At 72.3% G+C, this 17,514-nt stretch carries 14 protein-coding genes; 8 read left to right on the forward strand and 6 right to left on the reverse strand.

All coding sequences use genetic code 11. From position 1 onward, the window contains the following. Window positions 1-3 precede the first annotated feature (3 nt). The 3 genes from ACWG52_RS23920 to ACWG52_RS23930 are packed head-to-tail and all read right to left on the reverse strand — an operon-like array spanning window position 4 to window position 4,632. A complete protein-coding gene (locus tag ACWG52_RS23920) occupies window positions 4-921 on the reverse strand; it encodes a hydroxymethylglutaryl-CoA lyase (RefSeq protein WP_033222361.1) in 918 nt (305 codons plus the stop codon). 11 nt (window positions 922-932) lie between these two features. Next, window positions 933-2,999 carry an ATP-binding protein gene (locus ACWG52_RS23925; protein ID WP_453125854.1) on the reverse strand — a complete coding sequence of 689 codons (2,067 nt, stop codon included), beginning with the start codon at window positions 2,997-2,999 and terminating at the stop codon, window positions 933-935. A 16-nt stretch (window positions 3,000-3,015) separates the two neighbouring features. Continuing rightward, a complete protein-coding gene (locus ACWG52_RS23930; RefSeq protein WP_389811456.1) occupies window positions 3,016-4,632 on the reverse strand; it encodes a carboxyl transferase domain-containing protein in 1,617 nt (538 codons plus the stop codon). Window positions 4,633-4,731: 99 nt separating this feature from the next. On the opposite strand from ACWG52_RS23930, the gene ACWG52_RS23935 reads away from it, so the two are divergent. The 3 genes from ACWG52_RS23935 (at window position 4,732) to ACWG52_RS23945 (ending at window position 7,214) form a co-directional block, all read left to right on the forward strand. After that, a complete protein-coding gene (locus ACWG52_RS23935) occupies window positions 4,732-5,313 on the forward strand; it encodes an SACE_7040 family transcriptional regulator (RefSeq protein ID WP_033222355.1) in 582 nt (193 codons plus the stop codon). A gap of 56 nt (window positions 5,314-5,369) precedes the next feature. After that, window positions 5,370-6,182 carry a phosphatase gene (locus ACWG52_RS23940; RefSeq protein ID WP_389811459.1) on the forward strand — a complete coding sequence of 271 codons (813 nt, stop codon included), beginning with the start codon at window positions 5,370-5,372 and terminating at the stop codon, window positions 6,180-6,182. Between the two features lie 129 nt (window positions 6,183-6,311). Beyond that, the gene (locus tag ACWG52_RS23945) at window positions 6,312-7,214 is read left to right on the forward strand and encodes a DUF4253 domain-containing protein (RefSeq protein WP_389811461.1); all 903 of its coding nucleotides are present in this window, start codon (window positions 6,312-6,314) and stop codon (window positions 7,212-7,214) included. Window positions 7,215-7,229: 15 nt separating this feature from the next. Here ACWG52_RS23945 and tesB read toward each other — a convergent pair whose 3' ends face one another. Then, window positions 7,230-8,108: an acyl-CoA thioesterase II gene (gene tesB, locus ACWG52_RS23950; protein WP_389811464.1), complete on the reverse strand. Its 879-nt coding sequence runs from the start codon at window positions 8,106-8,108 to the stop codon at window positions 7,230-7,232. A gap of 26 nt (window positions 8,109-8,134) precedes the next feature. Continuing rightward, the gene (locus ACWG52_RS23955; protein WP_033222345.1) at window positions 8,135-9,292 is read right to left on the reverse strand and encodes an acyl-CoA dehydrogenase family protein; all 1,158 of its coding nucleotides are present in this window, start codon (window positions 9,290-9,292) and stop codon (window positions 8,135-8,137) included. A 428-nt stretch (window positions 9,293-9,720) separates the two neighbouring features. Between ACWG52_RS23955 and ACWG52_RS23960 the strand changes: the two genes are divergently transcribed. Further along, window positions 9,721-10,644 (forward strand): hypothetical protein, encoded by a 924-nt coding sequence (locus tag ACWG52_RS23960; protein ID WP_389811468.1) that lies wholly within the window; start codon window positions 9,721-9,723, stop codon window positions 10,642-10,644. On the opposite strand, the gene ACWG52_RS23965 is transcribed toward ACWG52_RS23960, so the two are convergent. Continuing rightward, window positions 10,632-12,071: a helix-turn-helix domain-containing protein gene (locus ACWG52_RS23965; protein ID WP_389811470.1), complete on the reverse strand. Its 1,440-nt coding sequence runs from the start codon at window positions 12,069-12,071 to the stop codon at window positions 10,632-10,634. The genes ACWG52_RS23960 and ACWG52_RS23965 overlap by 13 nt on opposite strands. A 116-nt stretch (window positions 12,072-12,187) precedes the next feature. Here ACWG52_RS23965 and speB point away from each other — a divergent pair, with 116 nt between their 5' ends. From speB to ACWG52_RS23985, 4 genes are all read left to right on the forward strand, one after another. Next, complete coding sequence (gene speB / locus ACWG52_RS23970) at window positions 12,188-13,150, forward strand: agmatinase (protein WP_030013156.1); 963 nt, start codon at window positions 12,188-12,190, stop codon at window positions 13,148-13,150. 5 nt (window positions 13,151-13,155) lie between these two features. After that, a complete protein-coding gene (locus ACWG52_RS23975) occupies window positions 13,156-14,823 on the forward strand; it encodes a thiamine pyrophosphate-binding protein (protein WP_453125859.1) in 1,668 nt (555 codons plus the stop codon). A 64-nt stretch (window positions 14,824-14,887) separates the two neighbouring features. After that, window positions 14,888-15,337: a hypothetical protein gene (locus tag ACWG52_RS23980; protein WP_389811476.1), complete on the forward strand. Its 450-nt coding sequence runs from the start codon at window positions 14,888-14,890 to the stop codon at window positions 15,335-15,337. Between the two features lie 29 nt (window positions 15,338-15,366). Next, on the forward strand, window positions 15,367-17,514 hold the full coding sequence (locus ACWG52_RS23985; protein WP_389811479.1) for a hypothetical protein: 2,148 nt from the start codon (window positions 15,367-15,369) through the stop codon (window positions 17,512-17,514).

The following is a 17,514-nucleotide window of genomic DNA, read 5'->3' on the forward strand; positions in this document are numbered from 1 at the left end:
TGACTACTCCTTGTGGGAGAGGGCGCGGACGGTACGGGAGGGGCTGGGGCGTCCCAGCTGTTCGGCCATCCACACGCTCGTGGCGGTGAGGGCGGCCAGATCGACCCCGGTTTCGATGCCGAGGCCGTCGAGCATCCACACCAGGTCCTCGGTCGCGAGGTTGCCGGTCGCGCTCTTCGCGTACGGGCATCCGCCGAGGCCGCCCGCGGACGCGTCGACGGTGGTCACGCCGTGCTGGAGCGCGGCGAGCGTGTTGGACAGGGCCTGGCCGTAAGTGTCGTGGAAGTGCACGCCGATCCGGTCGGTCGTGACCCCGGCCTCGTTCAGCGCGGCGAGCAGGGCCTGGACATGGCCCGGGGTGGCCACGCCGATCGTGTCGCCGAGGCTCAGCTCGTCACAGCCGAGGTCCAGCAGGGCCTTGGCGACGGAGACGACCTGGTGGACCGGGACCGCGCCCTCCCAGGGGTCGCCGAAGCACATCGAGAGGTAGCCGCGCACATGCGCCCGCCCCTCCTTGGCACGGGCCACGACGGGCTCGAACATGGCGAGGGACTCGGCGACGGTGCGGTTGAGGTTGCGGGAGGCGAAGGTCTCGGTGGCCGAGCCGAAGACCGCGATCCGGGTGGCCCCGAGGGCGAGCGCGCGGTCCAGGCCGCGCTCGTTCGGGACGAGGACGGGCAGGTCCGCGGCGACATCGGCGAGCTGCGGGAACAGCTCCTCCGCGTCGGCCAGTTGGGGCACCCACTTGGGGTGCACGAAGCTGGTGGCCTCGATCGTCGTCAGCCCGGCGGCGGCGAGGCGGTGGATGAACTCCGCCTTGACGGCCGTCGGGACGGCGCCCTTCTCGTTCTGCAGCCCGTCGCGGGCGCCGACCTCGTGGATACGGACCCGGGCCGGGAGGCCGGCGGCCGGGACGTTCATGGGCAGCCTGTTCACGCGGCCTCCTCCGTCTCCTCGTCCGGGGTGACGACCGCCAGGATCTGGTCCATGGCGACCGTGCTGCCGGGGGTCACGTCCAGCTCGGTGACGGTGCCGGCGTGCGGGGCGGAGATGACGTGCTCCATCTTCATGGCCTCGACGACCAGCAGGCTCTGCCCGGCCGCGACCTTGTCGCCCACGGCCACCTTGACCACGGTGACGGTGCCGGGCATGGGGGCGGCGAGGGTGTTCGCGCCGCCGTGTCCGGCCCCGCTCAGGTTGGCCACGACGGGGTCGTACGTCTGGACGTGCCAGGAGTCGGCGTCCCGGCCGAGCCAGGTCCCCTCCGGGGAGGCGGCGTGGCTGAAGCGGTGCGTGACGCCGTCGAGTTCGATCGTGACAGTGTCCGGGGTGCGGCTGACGATCCGGCCGCGGGCCGGTACACCGGGGCTCTGCCCCGGACCCCGCGCCTCGATCGCCGGCGAGGCTGAATTCGCCCCGGCTTCGTCGATCACCAGCTCGTGGTCGGCGTCTTGGGCGCGGGATCGGACCGTCACCGGGTCCTGGCCGGGGAGGCGGAAGTGGTGGACCGTCCAGGCGGGGGTACCGCCCAGGCGCCAGCCGCTCGATGCGTCGAACGGGTCGACCCACCCGGCCGCCCGCTGCTCCGGCGCGGTGCCCGCCAGCAGCGCAGCAGCCGCGTACACCTCGTCCGGGACCCCCTCCGGCAGGAGCTCGGCGAGGTCGCGTTCGACCAGGCCCGTGTCCAGGTCCCCGGACACCACGTCCGGGTGTGCCAGCAGCCTCCGCAGGAAACCGGCGTTGGTCTGCACGCCCAGGATCACCGTATCGGCCAGCGCCGCCCGCAGCATCCGCAGCGCGGTGGGGCGGTCCGGGCCGTGGACGATGACCTTCGACAGCATCGGGTCGTAGGTGGAGCCCACCGGGACGCCCGCCGTCAGCCCGGAGTCCGTACGTACCGCACCGCCCGAGGGCTCGGACAGGGCCAGCACCGTGCCGCCCGACGGCAGGAACCCGCGCGCCGGGTCCTCCGCGCAGACGCGGGCCTCGATGGCGTGCCCGGTCAGCGTCACCTCGGACTGGTCGAAGCCCAGAGGCGCGCCCGCCGCGACGCGCAGCTGCTGCTCCACCAGATCCAGCCCGGTGATCAGCTCCGTCACCGGGTGCTCGACCTGGAGGCGGGTGTTCATCTCCATGAAGTAGTAGGAGGAGGGGTCGCCGCCCGGGACGATGAACTCCACCGTGCCCGCGCCGACGTACCCGCAGGAGCGGGCCGCGTCGACCGCCGCCGCGCCCATCGCCGCCCGGATCTTCTCGTCGAGCAGGACCGACGGGGCCTCCTCGATCACCTTCTGGTGCCGGCGCTGCAGCGAGCACTCGCGCTCGCCCAGGTGCACCACGTTCCCGTGGGCGTCCGCGAGCACCTGGATCTCGATGTGCCGCGGCCGGTCCACCCACCGCTCGACCAGCAGGGTGTCGTCGCCGAAGGAGGACCGCGCCTCGCGGCGGGCCGCCGCGATCTCCTCGGCGAGCACCGCTTCGTCGCGCACCAGCCGCATGCCCTTGCCGCCGCCGCCCGCCGAGGGCTTGAGGAGCACCGGCATACCGATCTCCATCGAGGCGGAGACCAGTTCGGCGTCGGTCAGGCCGCTGCCCGAGGAGCCCGGTACGACGGGCACGCCCGCCGCCTTCACGGTCTCCTTGGCGCGGATCTTGTCGCCCATCAGGTTGATGGCGCTCGCCGGCGGCCCGATGAAGGCGAGGCCGGCGTCGGTGCAAGCCTGCGCGAAGGCCGCGTTCTCGGCGAGGAAGCCGTAGCCGGGGTGGACGGCCTCCGCGCCGGTGCGGCGCGCGGCATCCAGCAGCCGCTCCACCGACAGGTAGCTCTCGGCGGCCGCCGCCGGGCCGATACGGACGGCCGTGTCGGCCTCCCGGACATGGCGGGCGTCCGCGTCGGCGTCGCTGAAGACGGCCACGGAGCGGATGCCGAGCTGCCGCAGGGTACGGATGACCCGGACCGCGATCTCGCCCCGGTTCGCCACCAGAACAGTGCTGAACATCAGTGAGGTCCTCACGTCACATACGGAAGATGCCGAAGCCCGAGTCGCCCAGCGGGGCGTTCGCGCACGCGGTCAGGGCCAGTCCCAGCACCTGCCGGGTTTCCATCGGGTCGATGACCCCGTCGTCCCACAGCCGCGCGGTGGCGTAGTAGGCGTTGCCCTGCTCCTCGTACTGCGCGCGGACCGGGGCCTTGAAGGCCTCCTCGTCCTCGGCGGGCCACTCCTGGCCCGCGCCCTCGATCTGGTCGCGCTTGACCGTGGCGAGCACCGAGGCCGCCTGCTCCCCGCCCATGACGGAGATCTTGGCGTTGGGCCACATCCACAGGAAGCGGGGCGAGTACGCCCGACCGCACATCGAGTAGTTGCCCGCGCCGTACGAGCCGCCGACCACCACGGTCAGCTTCGGCACCCGGGTGCAGGCCACCGCCGTCACCATCTTGGCGCCGTGCTTGGCGATGCCGCCGGCCTCGTAGTCCCGGCCGACCATGAAGCCGGAGATGTTCTGCAGGAAGAGGAGCGGAATGCCGCGCTGGTCGCACAGCTCGATGAAGTGCGCGCCCTTCTGCGCGGACTCGGCGAACAGGATGCCGTTGTTCGCGATGATCCCGACCGGGTGCCCGTGGATCCGGGCGAAGCCGGTGACCAGCGTCTGGCCGAACTCGGACTTGAACTCCTGGAAGCGCGAGCCGTCCACGATCCGCGCGATGATCTCGCGGGCGTCGTACGGGGTGCGCGAGTCGACGGGGACCGCGCCGTACAGCCCGTACGGGTCCACCTTGGGCTCTTCCGGCACCTCGACCGACCAGGGCAGGGCCCCGCGCTCGGGCAGGGTCGCCACGATGTTCCGTACGATCCGCAGCGCGTGCGCGTCGTCCTCCGCGAGGTGGTCGGTCACGCCGGAGATCCGGGAGTGGACCTCGCCGCCGCCGAGCTCCTCGGCCGTGACCACCTCACCGGTGGCGGCCTTCACCAGCGGCGGGCCGCCGAGGAAGATCGTGCCCTGGTTGCGGACGATGACGGCCTCGTCGCTCATGGCCGGCACGTACGCCCCGCCCGCGGTGCAGGAGCCGAGGACGGCGGCGATCTGCGGGATGCCGGCCCCCGACATGCGGGCCTGGTTGTAGAAGATGCGGCCGAAGTGCTCCCGGTCGGGGAAGACCTCGTCCTGCATGGGGAGGAAGGCGCCGCCCGAGTCGACCAGGTAGAGGCAGGGGAGACGGTTCTCCAGCGCCACTTCCTGGGCGCGCAGGTGCTTCTTGACGGTCATCGGGTAGTACGTGCCGCCCTTGACGGTGGCGTCGTTCGCGACGATCACGCACTCGCGGCCGCTGACCCGGCCGATGCCCGCGATGACCCCGGCGGCGGGGGCCGCGCCCCCGTACATGCCCTCGGCGGCCAGCGGGGCCAGCTCCAGGAAGGGGGATCCGGGGTCGAGGAGGGTGTCGACGCGCTCGCGCGGGAGGAGCTTCCCGCGGGCGGTGTGGCGGGCGCGGGCCTTCTCGCCGCCGCCGAGCCGGGCCGCGTCGAGCCGGGCGCGCAGGCCCTCGGTCAGCTCGCGGTGGGCGGCCTCGTTGGTCCGCCAGGCCTCGGACGCCGGGTCCGCGGCGCTCGTCAGCACTGGTGCCTGCTGCATCGGTCGAGCTCCCTTGCTCGTTCCACGCGGTTAATGAGCGTTAACGCTTGTGGGGCTCAGGTTAACGACCGCTAACGGCCCTGTCTAGAATGGTTTCCCATGAGCACCAGAGCGGCCGCCGCCCCGACCCGTCGCGAGCAGATCCTCAGTGAGGCCGCTCGTCTCTTCGCCGCGCGTGGATTCCACGGCGTGGGCGTCGACGAGATAGGGGCCGCGGTGGGCATCAGCGGCCCCGGCCTCTACCGACACTTCGCGGGCAAGGACGCCATGCTCGCCGAACTGCTCGTCGGCATCAGCGAGCGGCTGCTGACCGGCGGCCGGCACCGGGTCGCGGAGGCGGCGGGCGACCCGGCCCGGGTGCTGTCCTCCCTCATCGACGGCCACATCGACTTCGCACTCGACGACCGGGCGCTGATCACCCTCCACGACCGGGAGCTCGACCGGCTCCGGGACACCGACCGCAAGCTCGTACGGCAGCTGCAGCGCCAGTACGTGGAGCTGTGGGTGGAGGTCGTACGGGAACTGCACCCGGAGGTCGGCGAGGCGGAGGTACGGGTCGCCGTGCACGCCGTCTTCGGCCTGCTCAACTCCACCCCGCACCTCGCGGCCCTGGGGCGCGAGGCGGTGGAATCACTGCTCCGGCGCCTCGCGCACGGCGCGTTCGGGGCGCTGTCGGCATGACCCGGGGCGTCCGCCGACCGGAATGGACGCGCCGTCTGCGGCCCGGCGGCGGCAGAATGGCCCGTATGTCGAAGCCGATAGAGACGCCCGTACCCACCCGCGCCGAGCTCATCGACCACTTGGTCCGCACGCGGATCGCGGGCGAGGTCGCCACGCCGCGCGACAACAACCTCAGCCACTACCGCAAGCTCGCCAACGGAGACCGGCACTACTGGCTCGGCCTGGAACTGGGCGACCGCTGGACGGACGAGCAGGACGTGCTCGCGGTGATGGCGGAGCGGTGCGGGGTGGTGGACGACCCGGCGTTCCGGTTCGGTCAGGACACCATCGACCCCGAACTGACCGTGGCCGGCCTGGACCGCCTGGCGGCGAGACTGCGCAAGGCGGCGGCGGACCGGCAGAGCGTGCTCTTCGCGACCGGCCACCCGGGCGGCCTGCTGGACGTCCACCGCGCCACGGCGGCGGCCCTGCGGGCGGCGGGCTGCGAGATCGTCGTCATCCCCCGGGGCCTGGTGGCCGACGAGGGCTCGGTGTGGCAGTTCGCGGACGTCGCGGTCCTGGAGCGCGGCGCGACGCTGTGGCACACCCACTCGCCGGAGCCGATGGCCGCGATCCTGGACGGCCTCGCGGCGGAGAACCGCCCGCTGCCGGACCTGGTCGTCGCGGACCACGGCTGGGCGGGCTGCGCGGCGCAGCGCGGCCTGGACGCGGTGGGCTACGCGGACTGCAACGACCCGGCGCTGTTCATCGGCGAGGCGGAAGGCACCGTCCAGGTGACGATCCCCCTGGACGACCACGTCCGCGACCCGCGCTTCTACGACCCGATGGTGGCGTACATCCTGGACGCGGCGGGCCTGACGGACGCGTAGCCGCACCGGACGCGTAGCCGCACCGGACGCGTAGCCGCACCGGACACGGAGAAGCCCCGGCCGGGCGTGCTCCGGAGCGGGGAAGTCTCGCCGCCGCCGGTTGTCAGTGGCCGTGGTTACGGTCGGCCCATGGCGAAGTCTTCGAAGGTGCGCACCCCGCTGTCCGTCCTGGCCGAGGATCCCCAAGGGGGCTCCATCGGGCTGGAGTTGCCGCCCGGTGCGCTCATCGACAGACCCGGTCGGCGGGGGTGGTGGAGGGAGCCCGAGCCCTTGCTGTGGGTGTCCGACGAGGCCGTGGGGGTCGGTGCGCTCGCCGCTCACCGGAGTCCGGCGCTCGCCGCCGCCGGGCTGCAGGCCGTGCTGTTCCAGGGGCGGCGCGGGCTCGAACGGTGGTGGCAGGACGGGGAGTTCTCGCCGGAGCGGATGTCCGACCCCGACGACCACCACGTCGAGCCGGTGCTGCGCGAGTTCTGGAGCCGAGTGGTCCCCGATCCTGAAGAGGGGGAGGGGGAGGACGGCGGTGAGATCGTCGCGCCCTTCGGCAGCGACTGGCCCGGCCTCGCCGAGGACGGGCCGAAGGGGTCGAAGGGGCCGGACGGGCCCGACGGGCCGGACGGCGAGGACGGGTCTGACGATCCCGACGCCCTGGCCTGCGAGCTCGCGGACGCGCTGATCGCGAGCGGTGTCCTGCCGAGCCCGCGGCTCGCCCTGGTCCCCGCCGGCCGCGGGGCGGACGTACCCACCGCCGTGGGCTGGGGCGGGCCGACCAACTTCGAGAACGACACCGCCCTCATCAGCACCGTCCTGCGCTCCTGGGAGGACCGCTTCGGCGCCCGCGTCGTCGCCCTCGGCTTCGACGAGCTCCACGTGTCCGTGGCGGCCCCGCCGCGTACGACCGCCCACGCGCTCCCCGTCGCCGCGGAGCACTTCGCCTTCTCGCCCGACAACATCTGGCAGGGCTCCGGGACCATCCGTGCCTACGCCGACGAGGCGGTCACCGGTAGCAACCACTGGGGGTTCTGGTGGGACTGAGCGACCGGGCGGAGGTCACGCGCGCGGGACGCGTACGACACCCTCCTGGATGACCGTCACGGCCAGCCGGCCGTCCTGCGTCCAGATGCGGGCCTGGCCGAGGCCCCGGCCCGCGGCCGCCGAGGGCGACTCCTGGTCGTACAGCAGCCACTCGTCCGCGCGGAACGGCCGGTGGAACCACATGGCGTGGTCCAGGGAGGCGCCGACGACGTCGCCCACCGCCCAGCCGCCCCGGCCGTGCGCGAGCAGCACCGAGTCCAGCAGGGTCATGTCGGAGACGTAGGTGGCCAGGCAGGTGTGCAGCAGCGGATCGTCGCTCTCCAGCTTGCCGGCCGTACGGAACCACACCTGCGAGCGCGGCTCCACCGGCTCGCCGACGCTGCCCCAGGGCGGGGTCGTCGCGTAGCGCAGGTCCACCGCCTCCCGCGTCTCGATCAGTCGCTCCACCGTGCCGGGGTCGCGGAAGATCTCGCGGTACGCGGGCAGCGACTCGGCCGCGGTGGGCAGGGACTCCGGGTCCGGCGCGGACGGCATGGCGACCTGGTGGTCGAGGCCGTCCTCGTACTTCTGGAAGGACGCGGAGAGGTGGAAGATCGGCTGGCCGTGCTGGACGGCGACGACGCGGCGCGTGGTGAAGGAACGCCCGTCGCGGATCCGGTCCACCGAGTAGACGATGGGCGCGGAGGTGTCCCCGGTGCGCAGGAAGTAGGAGTGCAGCGAGTGCGCGGTGCGGTCCGCGGGGACGGTCCGGCCGGCCGCGACCAGGGCCTGGGCCGCGACCTGGCCGCCGAAGACGCGCGGTACCAGCGAAGGCCGGCTGGTACCGCGGAAGATGTTCTCCTCGATCTGCTCCAGGTCGAGCAGATCGAGGAGCGTCGTCAGTGCGTCGTTCATGGGGGAAGGGTAGGTGCCCGGATTCCCTACAGGCCCATGGACTTGGCGATGATGGACTTCATGATCTCGCTGGTGCCGCCGTAGATGCGGTTCACGCGGTTGTCGGCGTACAGGCGGGCGATCGGGTACTCGTTCATGTAGCCGTAGCCGCCGTGCAGCTGGAGGCAGCGGTCGATGACGCGGTGCGCGACCTCGGTGCAGAACAGCTTGGCGGAGGCGGCCTCGGCCGGGGTCAGCTCGCCGGCGTCCAGGGCGTCCAGGGCGCGGTCGGCGACGGCCTGCGCGGCGTCCACCTCGGCCTGGCAGGCGGCCAGTTCGAACTTGGTGTTCTGGAAGTGCGCGACGGGCTTGCCGAAGACGGTGCGCTCCGTGACGTACTGCTGGGCGAAGCGGACGGCCGCGGCGGCCTGGGCGTAGGCGCCGAAGGCGATGCCCCAGCGCTCGGAGGCCAGGTTGTGGCCGAGGTAGTAGAAGCCCTTGCCCTCCTCGCCGAGCAGGTCCTCGACCGGGACCTTCACGTCGACGAACGCCAGCTCGGCGGTGTCGGAGGTCTTCAGGCCCAGCTTGTCGAGCTTGCGGCCGATGGAGTAGCCCTCGGACTTGGTGTCCACGGCGAAGAGGGAGATGCCGAAGCGGCGGTCCTCGGCCGACGGGGCGGAGGTGCGGGCGCAGACGATCACGCGGTCGGCGTGGACGCCACCGGTGATGAAGGTCTTGGAGCCGTTGAGGACGTAGTGCGTGCCGTCCTCGGAGAGCTTGGCGGTGGTCTTCATGCCCGCGACGTCGGAGCCGGTGCCCGGCTCGGTCATGGCGAGGGCCCACATCTCCTCGCCGGAGACGAACTTCGGCAGGAAGCGCTTCTTCTGCTCGATGTCGGCCAGCATCTTGATGTAGGGGAGGGCGAGCAGCACGTGCACGCCGGAGCCGCCGAAGTTGACGCCCGCGCGGGAGGTCTCTTCGTAGAGGACGGCCTCGAACTTGTGGGTGTCCAGGCCCGCGCCGCCGAACTCCTCCGGCACGTTGATCCCGAAGACGCCGAGCTCGCCGAGCTTGTAGTAGAAGTCGCGCGGCGCCTGACCGGCTGCGAACCACTCGTCGTAGACCGGGACGACCTCGGCCTCGATGAAGGCGCGAATGGTCTCGCGGAATGCCTCGTGGTCCTCGTTGAAAACGGTACGGCGCACAGCCGGCTCCCTTCGGTCGCGGCGGTCCGCCGCCATGCCTAAGCGCTTGCTCAGCATAAGTTACCGGCCAGTCAAACTGGCTGTCCAGAGTGGAGACGCCGTGGAAAGGGTGGGGTGCCTCACCCTCGCCCGCGCGGGGCGGCCCGTACGGCGGCCCCTCGGTCGGGCCCCGCGGGCGATCCTGTGGCGCCTCCGAGGTGCCCCGACGCGCCCCCGAGGTGACCTCGGCGGAAGGGGCTCGTCCGCGCCTCCGTGGCCGGAATGTGCTCAAGAATGCCTTGTTCGTGGTCTCACGTACCGATTCGCCCTCCCCTAACCTGCCCGGCATGCCACTTTTCCGGAGAGCGAAAAAGGCCGGTTCGGGTGTGGGCGGGGGACAGGACAGGGGGCAGAGCGGGGGGCCCGGTGGGGAGCCGGATCCTTCGCCGGTGCCACCGTGGTGCGCATGGTTCGGTCCCGCCGACTGGCACGCCTTCGAGGCCCTTCTGAACGATGTCTTCCTGGACGGGAACACGAGCGGGCCGCCCATGCGCTTCGGGGAGCACCGCCACCTCTCGCTCGCCGCCGAGGGGCAGACCGGCGCCCCGCTGGACCTGGCCGAGATCGCCGAGCTGGTCCGCGCGCTGCCGCACGCGAACTGGCGGTCGGCCACCGTCTCCTTCCTGAACCAGAAACAGCGGCTCGCCGAGCGCCGCCGCGAACTGGAACGCGCCGGCTTCACCGAGGTCCGCAACCTGCTCATGCCGAGGCTGGTGACCGTCGACGCGGTCACCGAGCGCCACGCGCTGGCGGTCGCCCTCACCGAGGAGCTCGCGGCCGTCGTGGTGATCCAGGTGGGCGGCTCCCTCTCCGCACCCGTCCCGCCGGAGCAGTTCGACTCCTGGCGGGTGGACCGCTCCGAGGTCTGGGCCGCGGCCATGACCAACCTCGACGCCGCGCCCGTCTCGCTCCAGTACAACGAGGACGCGAACCCGCTGGTGAACGTCGAGGCCGACGGCGGATGGACCTCCACCCACCTCCTGCGCGCCGTCGACCTGATCGACCGCCCGGCGCCGCTGGGCATCCTCGCGATGGTCCCCTACCACGGGCACCTGATGCTGTGGGCGGTGGAAGGGCCGGAACTGCACACCTGCGTCATCGCCTACGGCCCGCTCGTGCGGAAGATGTGGCAGGACGCCCCCGAGGAGTACCGCCTGAGTTCGCGCCTGCTGTGGATCGGCGAGGACGGCATCGAGTCGGTCGACGTCGATCCCGCGCCGCCCGGCAGCAGGGAGCCGAGCGTGATCACCGGCTCCGCCCGCTTCCTGGAGATGCTCGCCTCCTTCAGGCCGCCGGACGACTACCCCGGCTGAACCGGGCCGCGGTCGGTGGTCCGCAGCGCGAACCACAGCTCCATCCGCACGTCAGGGTCGTCCAGGTCACGGTCCAGCAGTTCCGCGGCGCGGCCGACGCGCTGCCGGACGGTGTTGCGGTGCACGCCTAGGGCCGCCGCCGTGCGGTCCCAGTTGCCGTGGTGGGCCAGCCAGCCGCGCAGGGTCTCCCGCAGGGCGGGGGGGAGCGGCCCCAGCAGGGCCTCGGCGTGGGCGCGGGCCTCGGCCTCCCCGACCAGGCCCGCGAAGCCGGGGTCGCTGTGGTGGGCCAGCGGGGTGCGGGCCGCCTCCGCCCGCCGCACGGCCCGCTCCGCCTGGGCGTCGGCCGTGGCCAGCCCGGAGGGGGCGGCCGGGGCGCTCACCCCGAGCCGCCAGCCGGGCTGCGCGGCGGGCTCCCGGTCCGTGAGCAGCCGTACGCCGCCCTCGTACGGGTCCAGCAGTACGGTGCCCAGCGCGGCCGCGAGGGCCTGTGGATCCCCGGTCCCGCGGGCGTGGACGGCGTACCAGGGCCCGGCCGCCAGGGCTTCGGCCGGATCCCCGTCGAGCAGCAGCCGGGTCAGGGCCGCCGCCTCCGCCCCGGCGGGCCGTTCGGCGGTGAGCAGGGTCAGCAGGACGGCGGCCACCGAGGCCACGGTGTGGTCGCCGGGCGCGCGGACCGGGGTCGCCGTGCCCAGGGCCGCCCGCCCGGCCAGGGCGTAGGCGGCCAGGTGGTGTCCGCCCGCCCGGTCGGTGGCGGTGGCGGGCCCGCCCTCGCGACCGACCCGGGTCAGCAGCGCGGACAGGGCCTCCCAGGCCGGAGCCGGCAGCTCGGGGCCCGCCGCCCGGCCGCCGGGCCACAGGGCGACCGAGCCGCCCAGGCTCGCCGCGAGCCTGGCCAGCACCGCCGGGACCGGATCGGGGCGGGCAGCGGCCGCCGCCAAGGCCTGCTGGGCCTCGGTGACCCGGCGCAGCTCCCGCGTCCGGGCCTCCGCCAGCAGCCGTCCCACCGCGCGGGCGACCGCCGAGAAGGGGGTCCGCGGCGGCACCTCCAGCAGCGGCAGCCCGTGCCGGGCGCAGGCCTCGGCCAGCGCGGCCGGGACCTCCTCGTGCACCGGGGCCACGCCGAAGCCGAGCGCGGCCGCCCCCGCCCCGGCCAGCCGGGCCACGTAGCCGTCGGGGTCCTCGGCGGGACCCGCCCCGGCGGTCAGCAGCAGCTCGCCGCCGAGCAGGTAGGGGGAGGGGTCGGGCATCTCGGAGGCGTGCACCCCGTGCACCCCGGCCGTGGCCGGCCCGGCGAGGTGGCGCAGGCCGAGCTCCCGGTCGCCGAGCAGCGCGGAGAGCGGTACCGGTGGGGTGAGCGGTGCCGGTGGGGTGAGCGGCTCCCCGGCGGGGCCGTGGCCGTCCTCGGGATCACGGGGGCCGGCGGTCATGGATGCTCCGTACATTTCAGCACTGTCAGATGGATGAAACGTACACTCCCCACCCCTGGGTGGCCCGCTTACGCTCGAAGTACCGCACACGTCAGGCCAGAGAAAGAGGCACAGCCATGAGCACGCAGCCGCGCGGCCCCGTCGACTCCTCCCGTATCCCGCGCTACGCGGGCCCGGCGACCTTCGCCCGTCTGCCCCGCCTCGACGAGGTCGGCTCCGCCGACGTCGCCGTCGTCGGCGTGCCCTTCGACTCCGGCGTGTCCTACCGCCCCGGCGCCCGCTTCGGCGGCAACGCCATCCGCGAGGCCTCGCGCCTGCTGCGCCCGTACAACCCGGCCCAGGACGCCTCCCCGTTCGCGCTCGCCCAGGTCGCCGACGCCGGTGACATCGCGGTGAACCCCTTCAACATCAACGAGGCCGTCGAGACGGTCGAGGCCGCCGCCGACGAGCTGCTCGGTGCCGGCTCCCGCCTGATGACCCTGGGCGGCGACCACACCATCGCCCTCCCGCTGCTCCGCTCCGTCGCGAAGAAGCACGGCCCGGTCGCGCTGCTCCACTTCGACGCGCACCTGGACACCTGGGACACCTACTTCGGCGCCGAGTACACCCACGGCACCCCGTTCCGCCGCGCCGTCGAGGAGGGCATCCTCGACACCGAGGCGCTCTCCCACGTCGGTACCCGCGGCCCGCTGTACGGCAAGCAGGACCTGGACGACGACGCCAAGATGGGCTTCGGCATCGTCACCTCGGCCGACGTCTACCGCCGTGGCGCCGACGAGGTGGCCGACCAGCTGCGCCAGCGCATCGGCGACCGCCCGCTGTACATCTCCATCGACATCGACGTGCTCGACCCGGCGCACGCGCCCGGCACGGGCACCCCGGAGGCGGGCGGCATGACCTCCCGCGAGCTGCTGGAGATCATCCGCGGCCTGTCCTCCTGCAACCTCGTTTCCGCCGACGTCGTCGAGGTCGCCCCGGCGTACGATCACGCCGAGATCACCTCGGTCGCGGCCTCGCACACCGCGTACGAGCTGACGACGATCATGTCGCGACAGATCGCGCAGGCGAAGGGCAAGTAAGCGAAGTGACGCACGACCACGACCTGGTACTCCGTCCCACCGAAGCCCAGAAGGCGGCCGCGCTCGCGCCGCCGCCGGGGCGGACGGGCGGGGACCTGGTCGTGGAAACGCTCCGCGGCCTCGGCGCGACCACCGTCTTCGGTCTGCCGGGGCAGCACGCGCTCGCCCTCTTCGACGCGGTCGGCCGCTCCGACCTGCGCCTCGTGGGGCTGCGTACGGAGAACAACGCGGGCTTCGCGGCCGACGCGTACGGCCGGATCACGGGCGAGGCGGTGCCGCTGCTGCTGTCCACCGGCCCGGGCGCGCTCATGGCGCTGCCCGCCCTGGCGGAGGCGGCGGCCGCCTCGGCCCCGGTCCTCGCGATCTCCTCCCAGGTCCCGGTGGCGGGCCTGGGCGGCGGGCGGCGCGGGCACCTGCACGAGCTGCGGGACCAGTCGGCGTCGTTCCGGGACGTGGTGAAATCCGTCCACACGGTCCGTACGCCCTCCCAGATCCCCTCCGTGATCGCCGAGGCCTGGGAATCGGCGCTGACCGCCCCGCACGGCCCGGTGTTCGTGGAGATCCCGGAGGACGTACTGCGGGCCGAGACGATCGTCCCGCAGGTCACCGGCGTGGACGCGACCCCGCACGAGCTCGCGCCGCGGCCCGAGCTCACGGCGCTCGCCGCCCACTGGCTGGAGAACGCCACCCGCCCGGTGATCATCGCGGGTGGCGGGGTCGTCCGCTCGGACGCGGCGCGCAAGCTCAAGCAGCTCGCCGAGCGGCTGAACGCGCCCGTCGTCACCACCTTCGGCGGCAAGGGCGCCTTCCCGTGGACCCACCCGCTGTCCCTCCAGTCCTGGCTGGAGGACCGTCACATGACCGACTTCCTGGAGGACGCGGACGTCCTGCTGGTGGTCGGCTCGGGCCTCGGTGAGCTCTCCTCGAACTACCACACCTTCTTCCCGACGGGCCGGGTCGTCCAGATCGACGCGGACCTCGGCAAGCTGGAGTCGAACCACGCCGGCCTCGGCATCCACGCGGACGCCCGCCTGGCGCTGCAGGCCCTGCTGGAGACGGTGGCCGAGCGCCCGGACCCGTCCGCGCCGGAGCGCGTCCGCCTGCTCCTCGCGGACATCGCGGCCCGCCTCGCCACCCAGGACCTGGCTCTCGAACAGGAACTCCTCGGCTCGATCCGGGCCGCCCTCCCGGCCCGTTCCCCGTCCTTCTGGGACATGACGATCCTGTCCTACTGGGCCTGGTCCGCCTTCGACCCGAAGCACCCCAACACCATGCACTCGGCCCAGGGCGCGGGCGGTCTCGGATACGCCTTCCCGGCGGCCCTCGGCGCGTGCGTCGCCGAACCGGACACCCCGGTGCTCGCGGTGTCCGGCGACGGCGGCGCGATGTACTCCGTCGCGGACCTGGCCACGGCGAAGCAGCACGACCTCGACGTCACCTGGCTGATCGTGGACGACGGCGGCTACGGCATCCTGCGCGAGTACGGCTGCGAGGCCGGCACCCGGCTGGCCGGCCCCGACTTCGTGGCCCTGGCCCTGTCCTTCGGCGTCCCGGCCGCCACCACCACCCCGGAGTCCTTGAAGGACGATCTGAAAGCATCCCTCGGCACTCCCGGGCCTTCGGTACTGCTGCTTTCGGCCAAGCTCAAGATGTTCGCCCCCACTCACCTTTAGGGCCCCGCCCGGGTGACTCGTAGGGTATGCGTGATCAGATTCGGGCGGGTGACGAGGGGGAACGGTGTCGTTCGAGCAGGAGTGGGCCCAACAGAAGCAGGCCACGGCCGGCGTCTCGTCGCCGCAGATGCGGCTGAACCAGCTCCCCGCCGACCAGGGTGGCTCCCCGGCGCCCGGCGCCGGTGCCGGGTACGGGGTACTGGCCATCACCCCGCCCGAGAAGAAGAAGGCGGCCAACACCATCGAGAACGTCCTGCAGCCCGGCACCACGAAGGCGGCCGACGCGGCCGACGAGCCCACCAAGAGCGCGGTCAAGGCCTTCAGCGGCTGGGACACGGCGGCAGGCCTGTCGAAGGCGCACACGCACTGGGACGACCAGGTGAAGCGCCTCATGGCACGGCTGAACTCGGAGAAGACGGGCCTGCGCGGGGCTTCGACGCTCCTGTCGGGAACCGATCAGCTGACGGGCAGCAGCTTCCAGCCGGTGCAGTCCAAGGTCACCGGACTCCACTAGAAGGCCACAGGGCTCTACCAAGGGAAGACATGCCGAACTACGCCGAGGTCATGCAGACGGACCTCTCCGCGCTCACCACCGCCGCCGACGGCTGGAAAGCCATGGCGACGCAGCTCAAGACCATGGAGGACGTCTACAAGGACGAGGTCCAGAGCGTCTCCTCGGGCAACGGCTGGATGGGTTCCAGCCAGCAGGCCGCCGCCACCCAGTCCGCCATGACGCGCCAGGAGTACGGAGCCGCGCAGAAGGAGGCCCTGGCCATGGAGTCGCTGCTGCGCGACGCCCATGCCCGGTTCACGGACCTCAAGGCCCGCGTGGTGTCGGCCGTGGCGGACGCCAAGACCGCCGGCATGAAGGTGTCGGACGCCGGCATCGCGAGCTACGACTTCAGCAAGGCCGACCCGGCCTCCGTGAACGCGATCCGCCACGACCCCGACCTCCCCGGGATCGAGCAGTCCTGGACAAGCAAGATCTCGGACACGGTCAAGGCGGTGACGGAGTTCGACGAGGACGTCAAGGTCGCTCTGCTGAACGCGTCGGGCGCGGACGGCACGGCGATGTTCGGCTTCAACTCGAAGCCCGTCAACGACGTCGAGGCCGTGGAGGCGCTGGCCCTCACCCAGAAGATCCGTGACGGCAAGGCCTCCCCGGAGGAGCTGCGGCACTACAACGACGTCCTCAAACAGAACTCCGGGGACGCGCACTTCGGCGAGGCATACCTGCACGCGCTGGGGCCGAAGGACACCCTGCTGCTGGCGGACCAGATGAACCTGGCGTCCAACGACCGCGGCGCGTCGGCGGCCGAGAAGAAGCTCTACGAGTCGATCAATTCCGGCCTCGCGGGGACGATCGCCTCGGGCACCAAGGATCCGACCGGCTACGCCTACAAGCCGTTCGTCGACGGGCTCAAGGAACAGGGCCCGGAACTCGTCGCCAAGGGCCTGCGGCCGACGTACGGCTACCAGGCGCTCGTCACGGTGATGGCGAACGGCAGCGGCTACGGCAAGCAGTTCCTCAACGACCTCGGCGACGGCATGATCGAGGCCGAGAAGTCGAAGCCGCACATGTACGACCACGCCTACGACTCCCAGCGCCCGAACCTGGTCTCGGACCCGCTGGACGGCCTGCTGGGCATCATGGCCAAGGACCCCGACTCGGCGACGTACTTCCTCGACCCCGAAGCGCCGGGCAACAAGAACGAGCACCTGAAGTACATGCTCACCGACCGGGACATGCCCGACCCCTGGATCTCGACCGGCGTCGGACAGCCGATCGAGATGGACGGCGACAAGACGGCAGGCCTGGGCGCCGCGATCCAGGCGGCGGCCACGGGCCACACGGACGGCGAGAAGCTGGGAGAGCCGGGCCCGCACACCGAGGGCCAGGCCCGCGTGATGCACAACGCCATCCGCCTCCTTGACGACGAGATGGGCGGGGACGAGTTCCCGGAGGACCTGGAAGGCCTGCAACAGCCGATGGCGAAGGCGCTGGTCGACTACGTGGCCGACACCCACGAGATCCTGGGCGGCCAGAACTCCGACCTGGGTGGCGTCGGTGGCAGCGACGCGATCCACGGATCGGGCGACAAGGCCCAGATCGCGGTGGGCCAGGGCAGCCTGATCCGCGTGATGCGCGGCATCGCGGACGACGGCCCGTCCTACGCCCTGCTGGTCGAGGCGGAGCGGGCCTACTCGGCGGAGCAGCTCGCGACCGCCGCGCCGTACAAGGGTGACCTGCACGGTGTGAGCGCCGACTGGGACAATCGCGCCCATGGCATCGGAGCGGCCAGCGGCGCGCTCAACGGCATCGGCGCCGACGTCTACAAGGACAAGGAAGACGACCAGGTCAAGTGGGCGGAAGGCACGTCCGAACACACGGCTGCCGCTGCGAACGGGCTCATCGGCGAGATCCCGGTCGTGGGCACGGTCGGTGGTTCACTGATCGACTCGCTCAAGTACGAGTGGGTCGAAGGCGTCAAGGACGAGGCCGAGGCGCAGAGCAAGCAGGATTCCAGCAAGAACTACGCGGCGGGCGTGGAAGGCACCAACGAAATGTTCGATGCGTGGGGACGCCAGCGGAACGTCGGCGGCGACCCCGCGTTCACTCACGCCAAGAACGAAGCCGGCGAGGGGTTCACCTCGGGACGGGACGCAGCTCGTGCACACCTCATGCCGTGA

The sequence above is a fragment of the Streptomyces sp. CLCI03 genome (assembly GCF_053615355.1).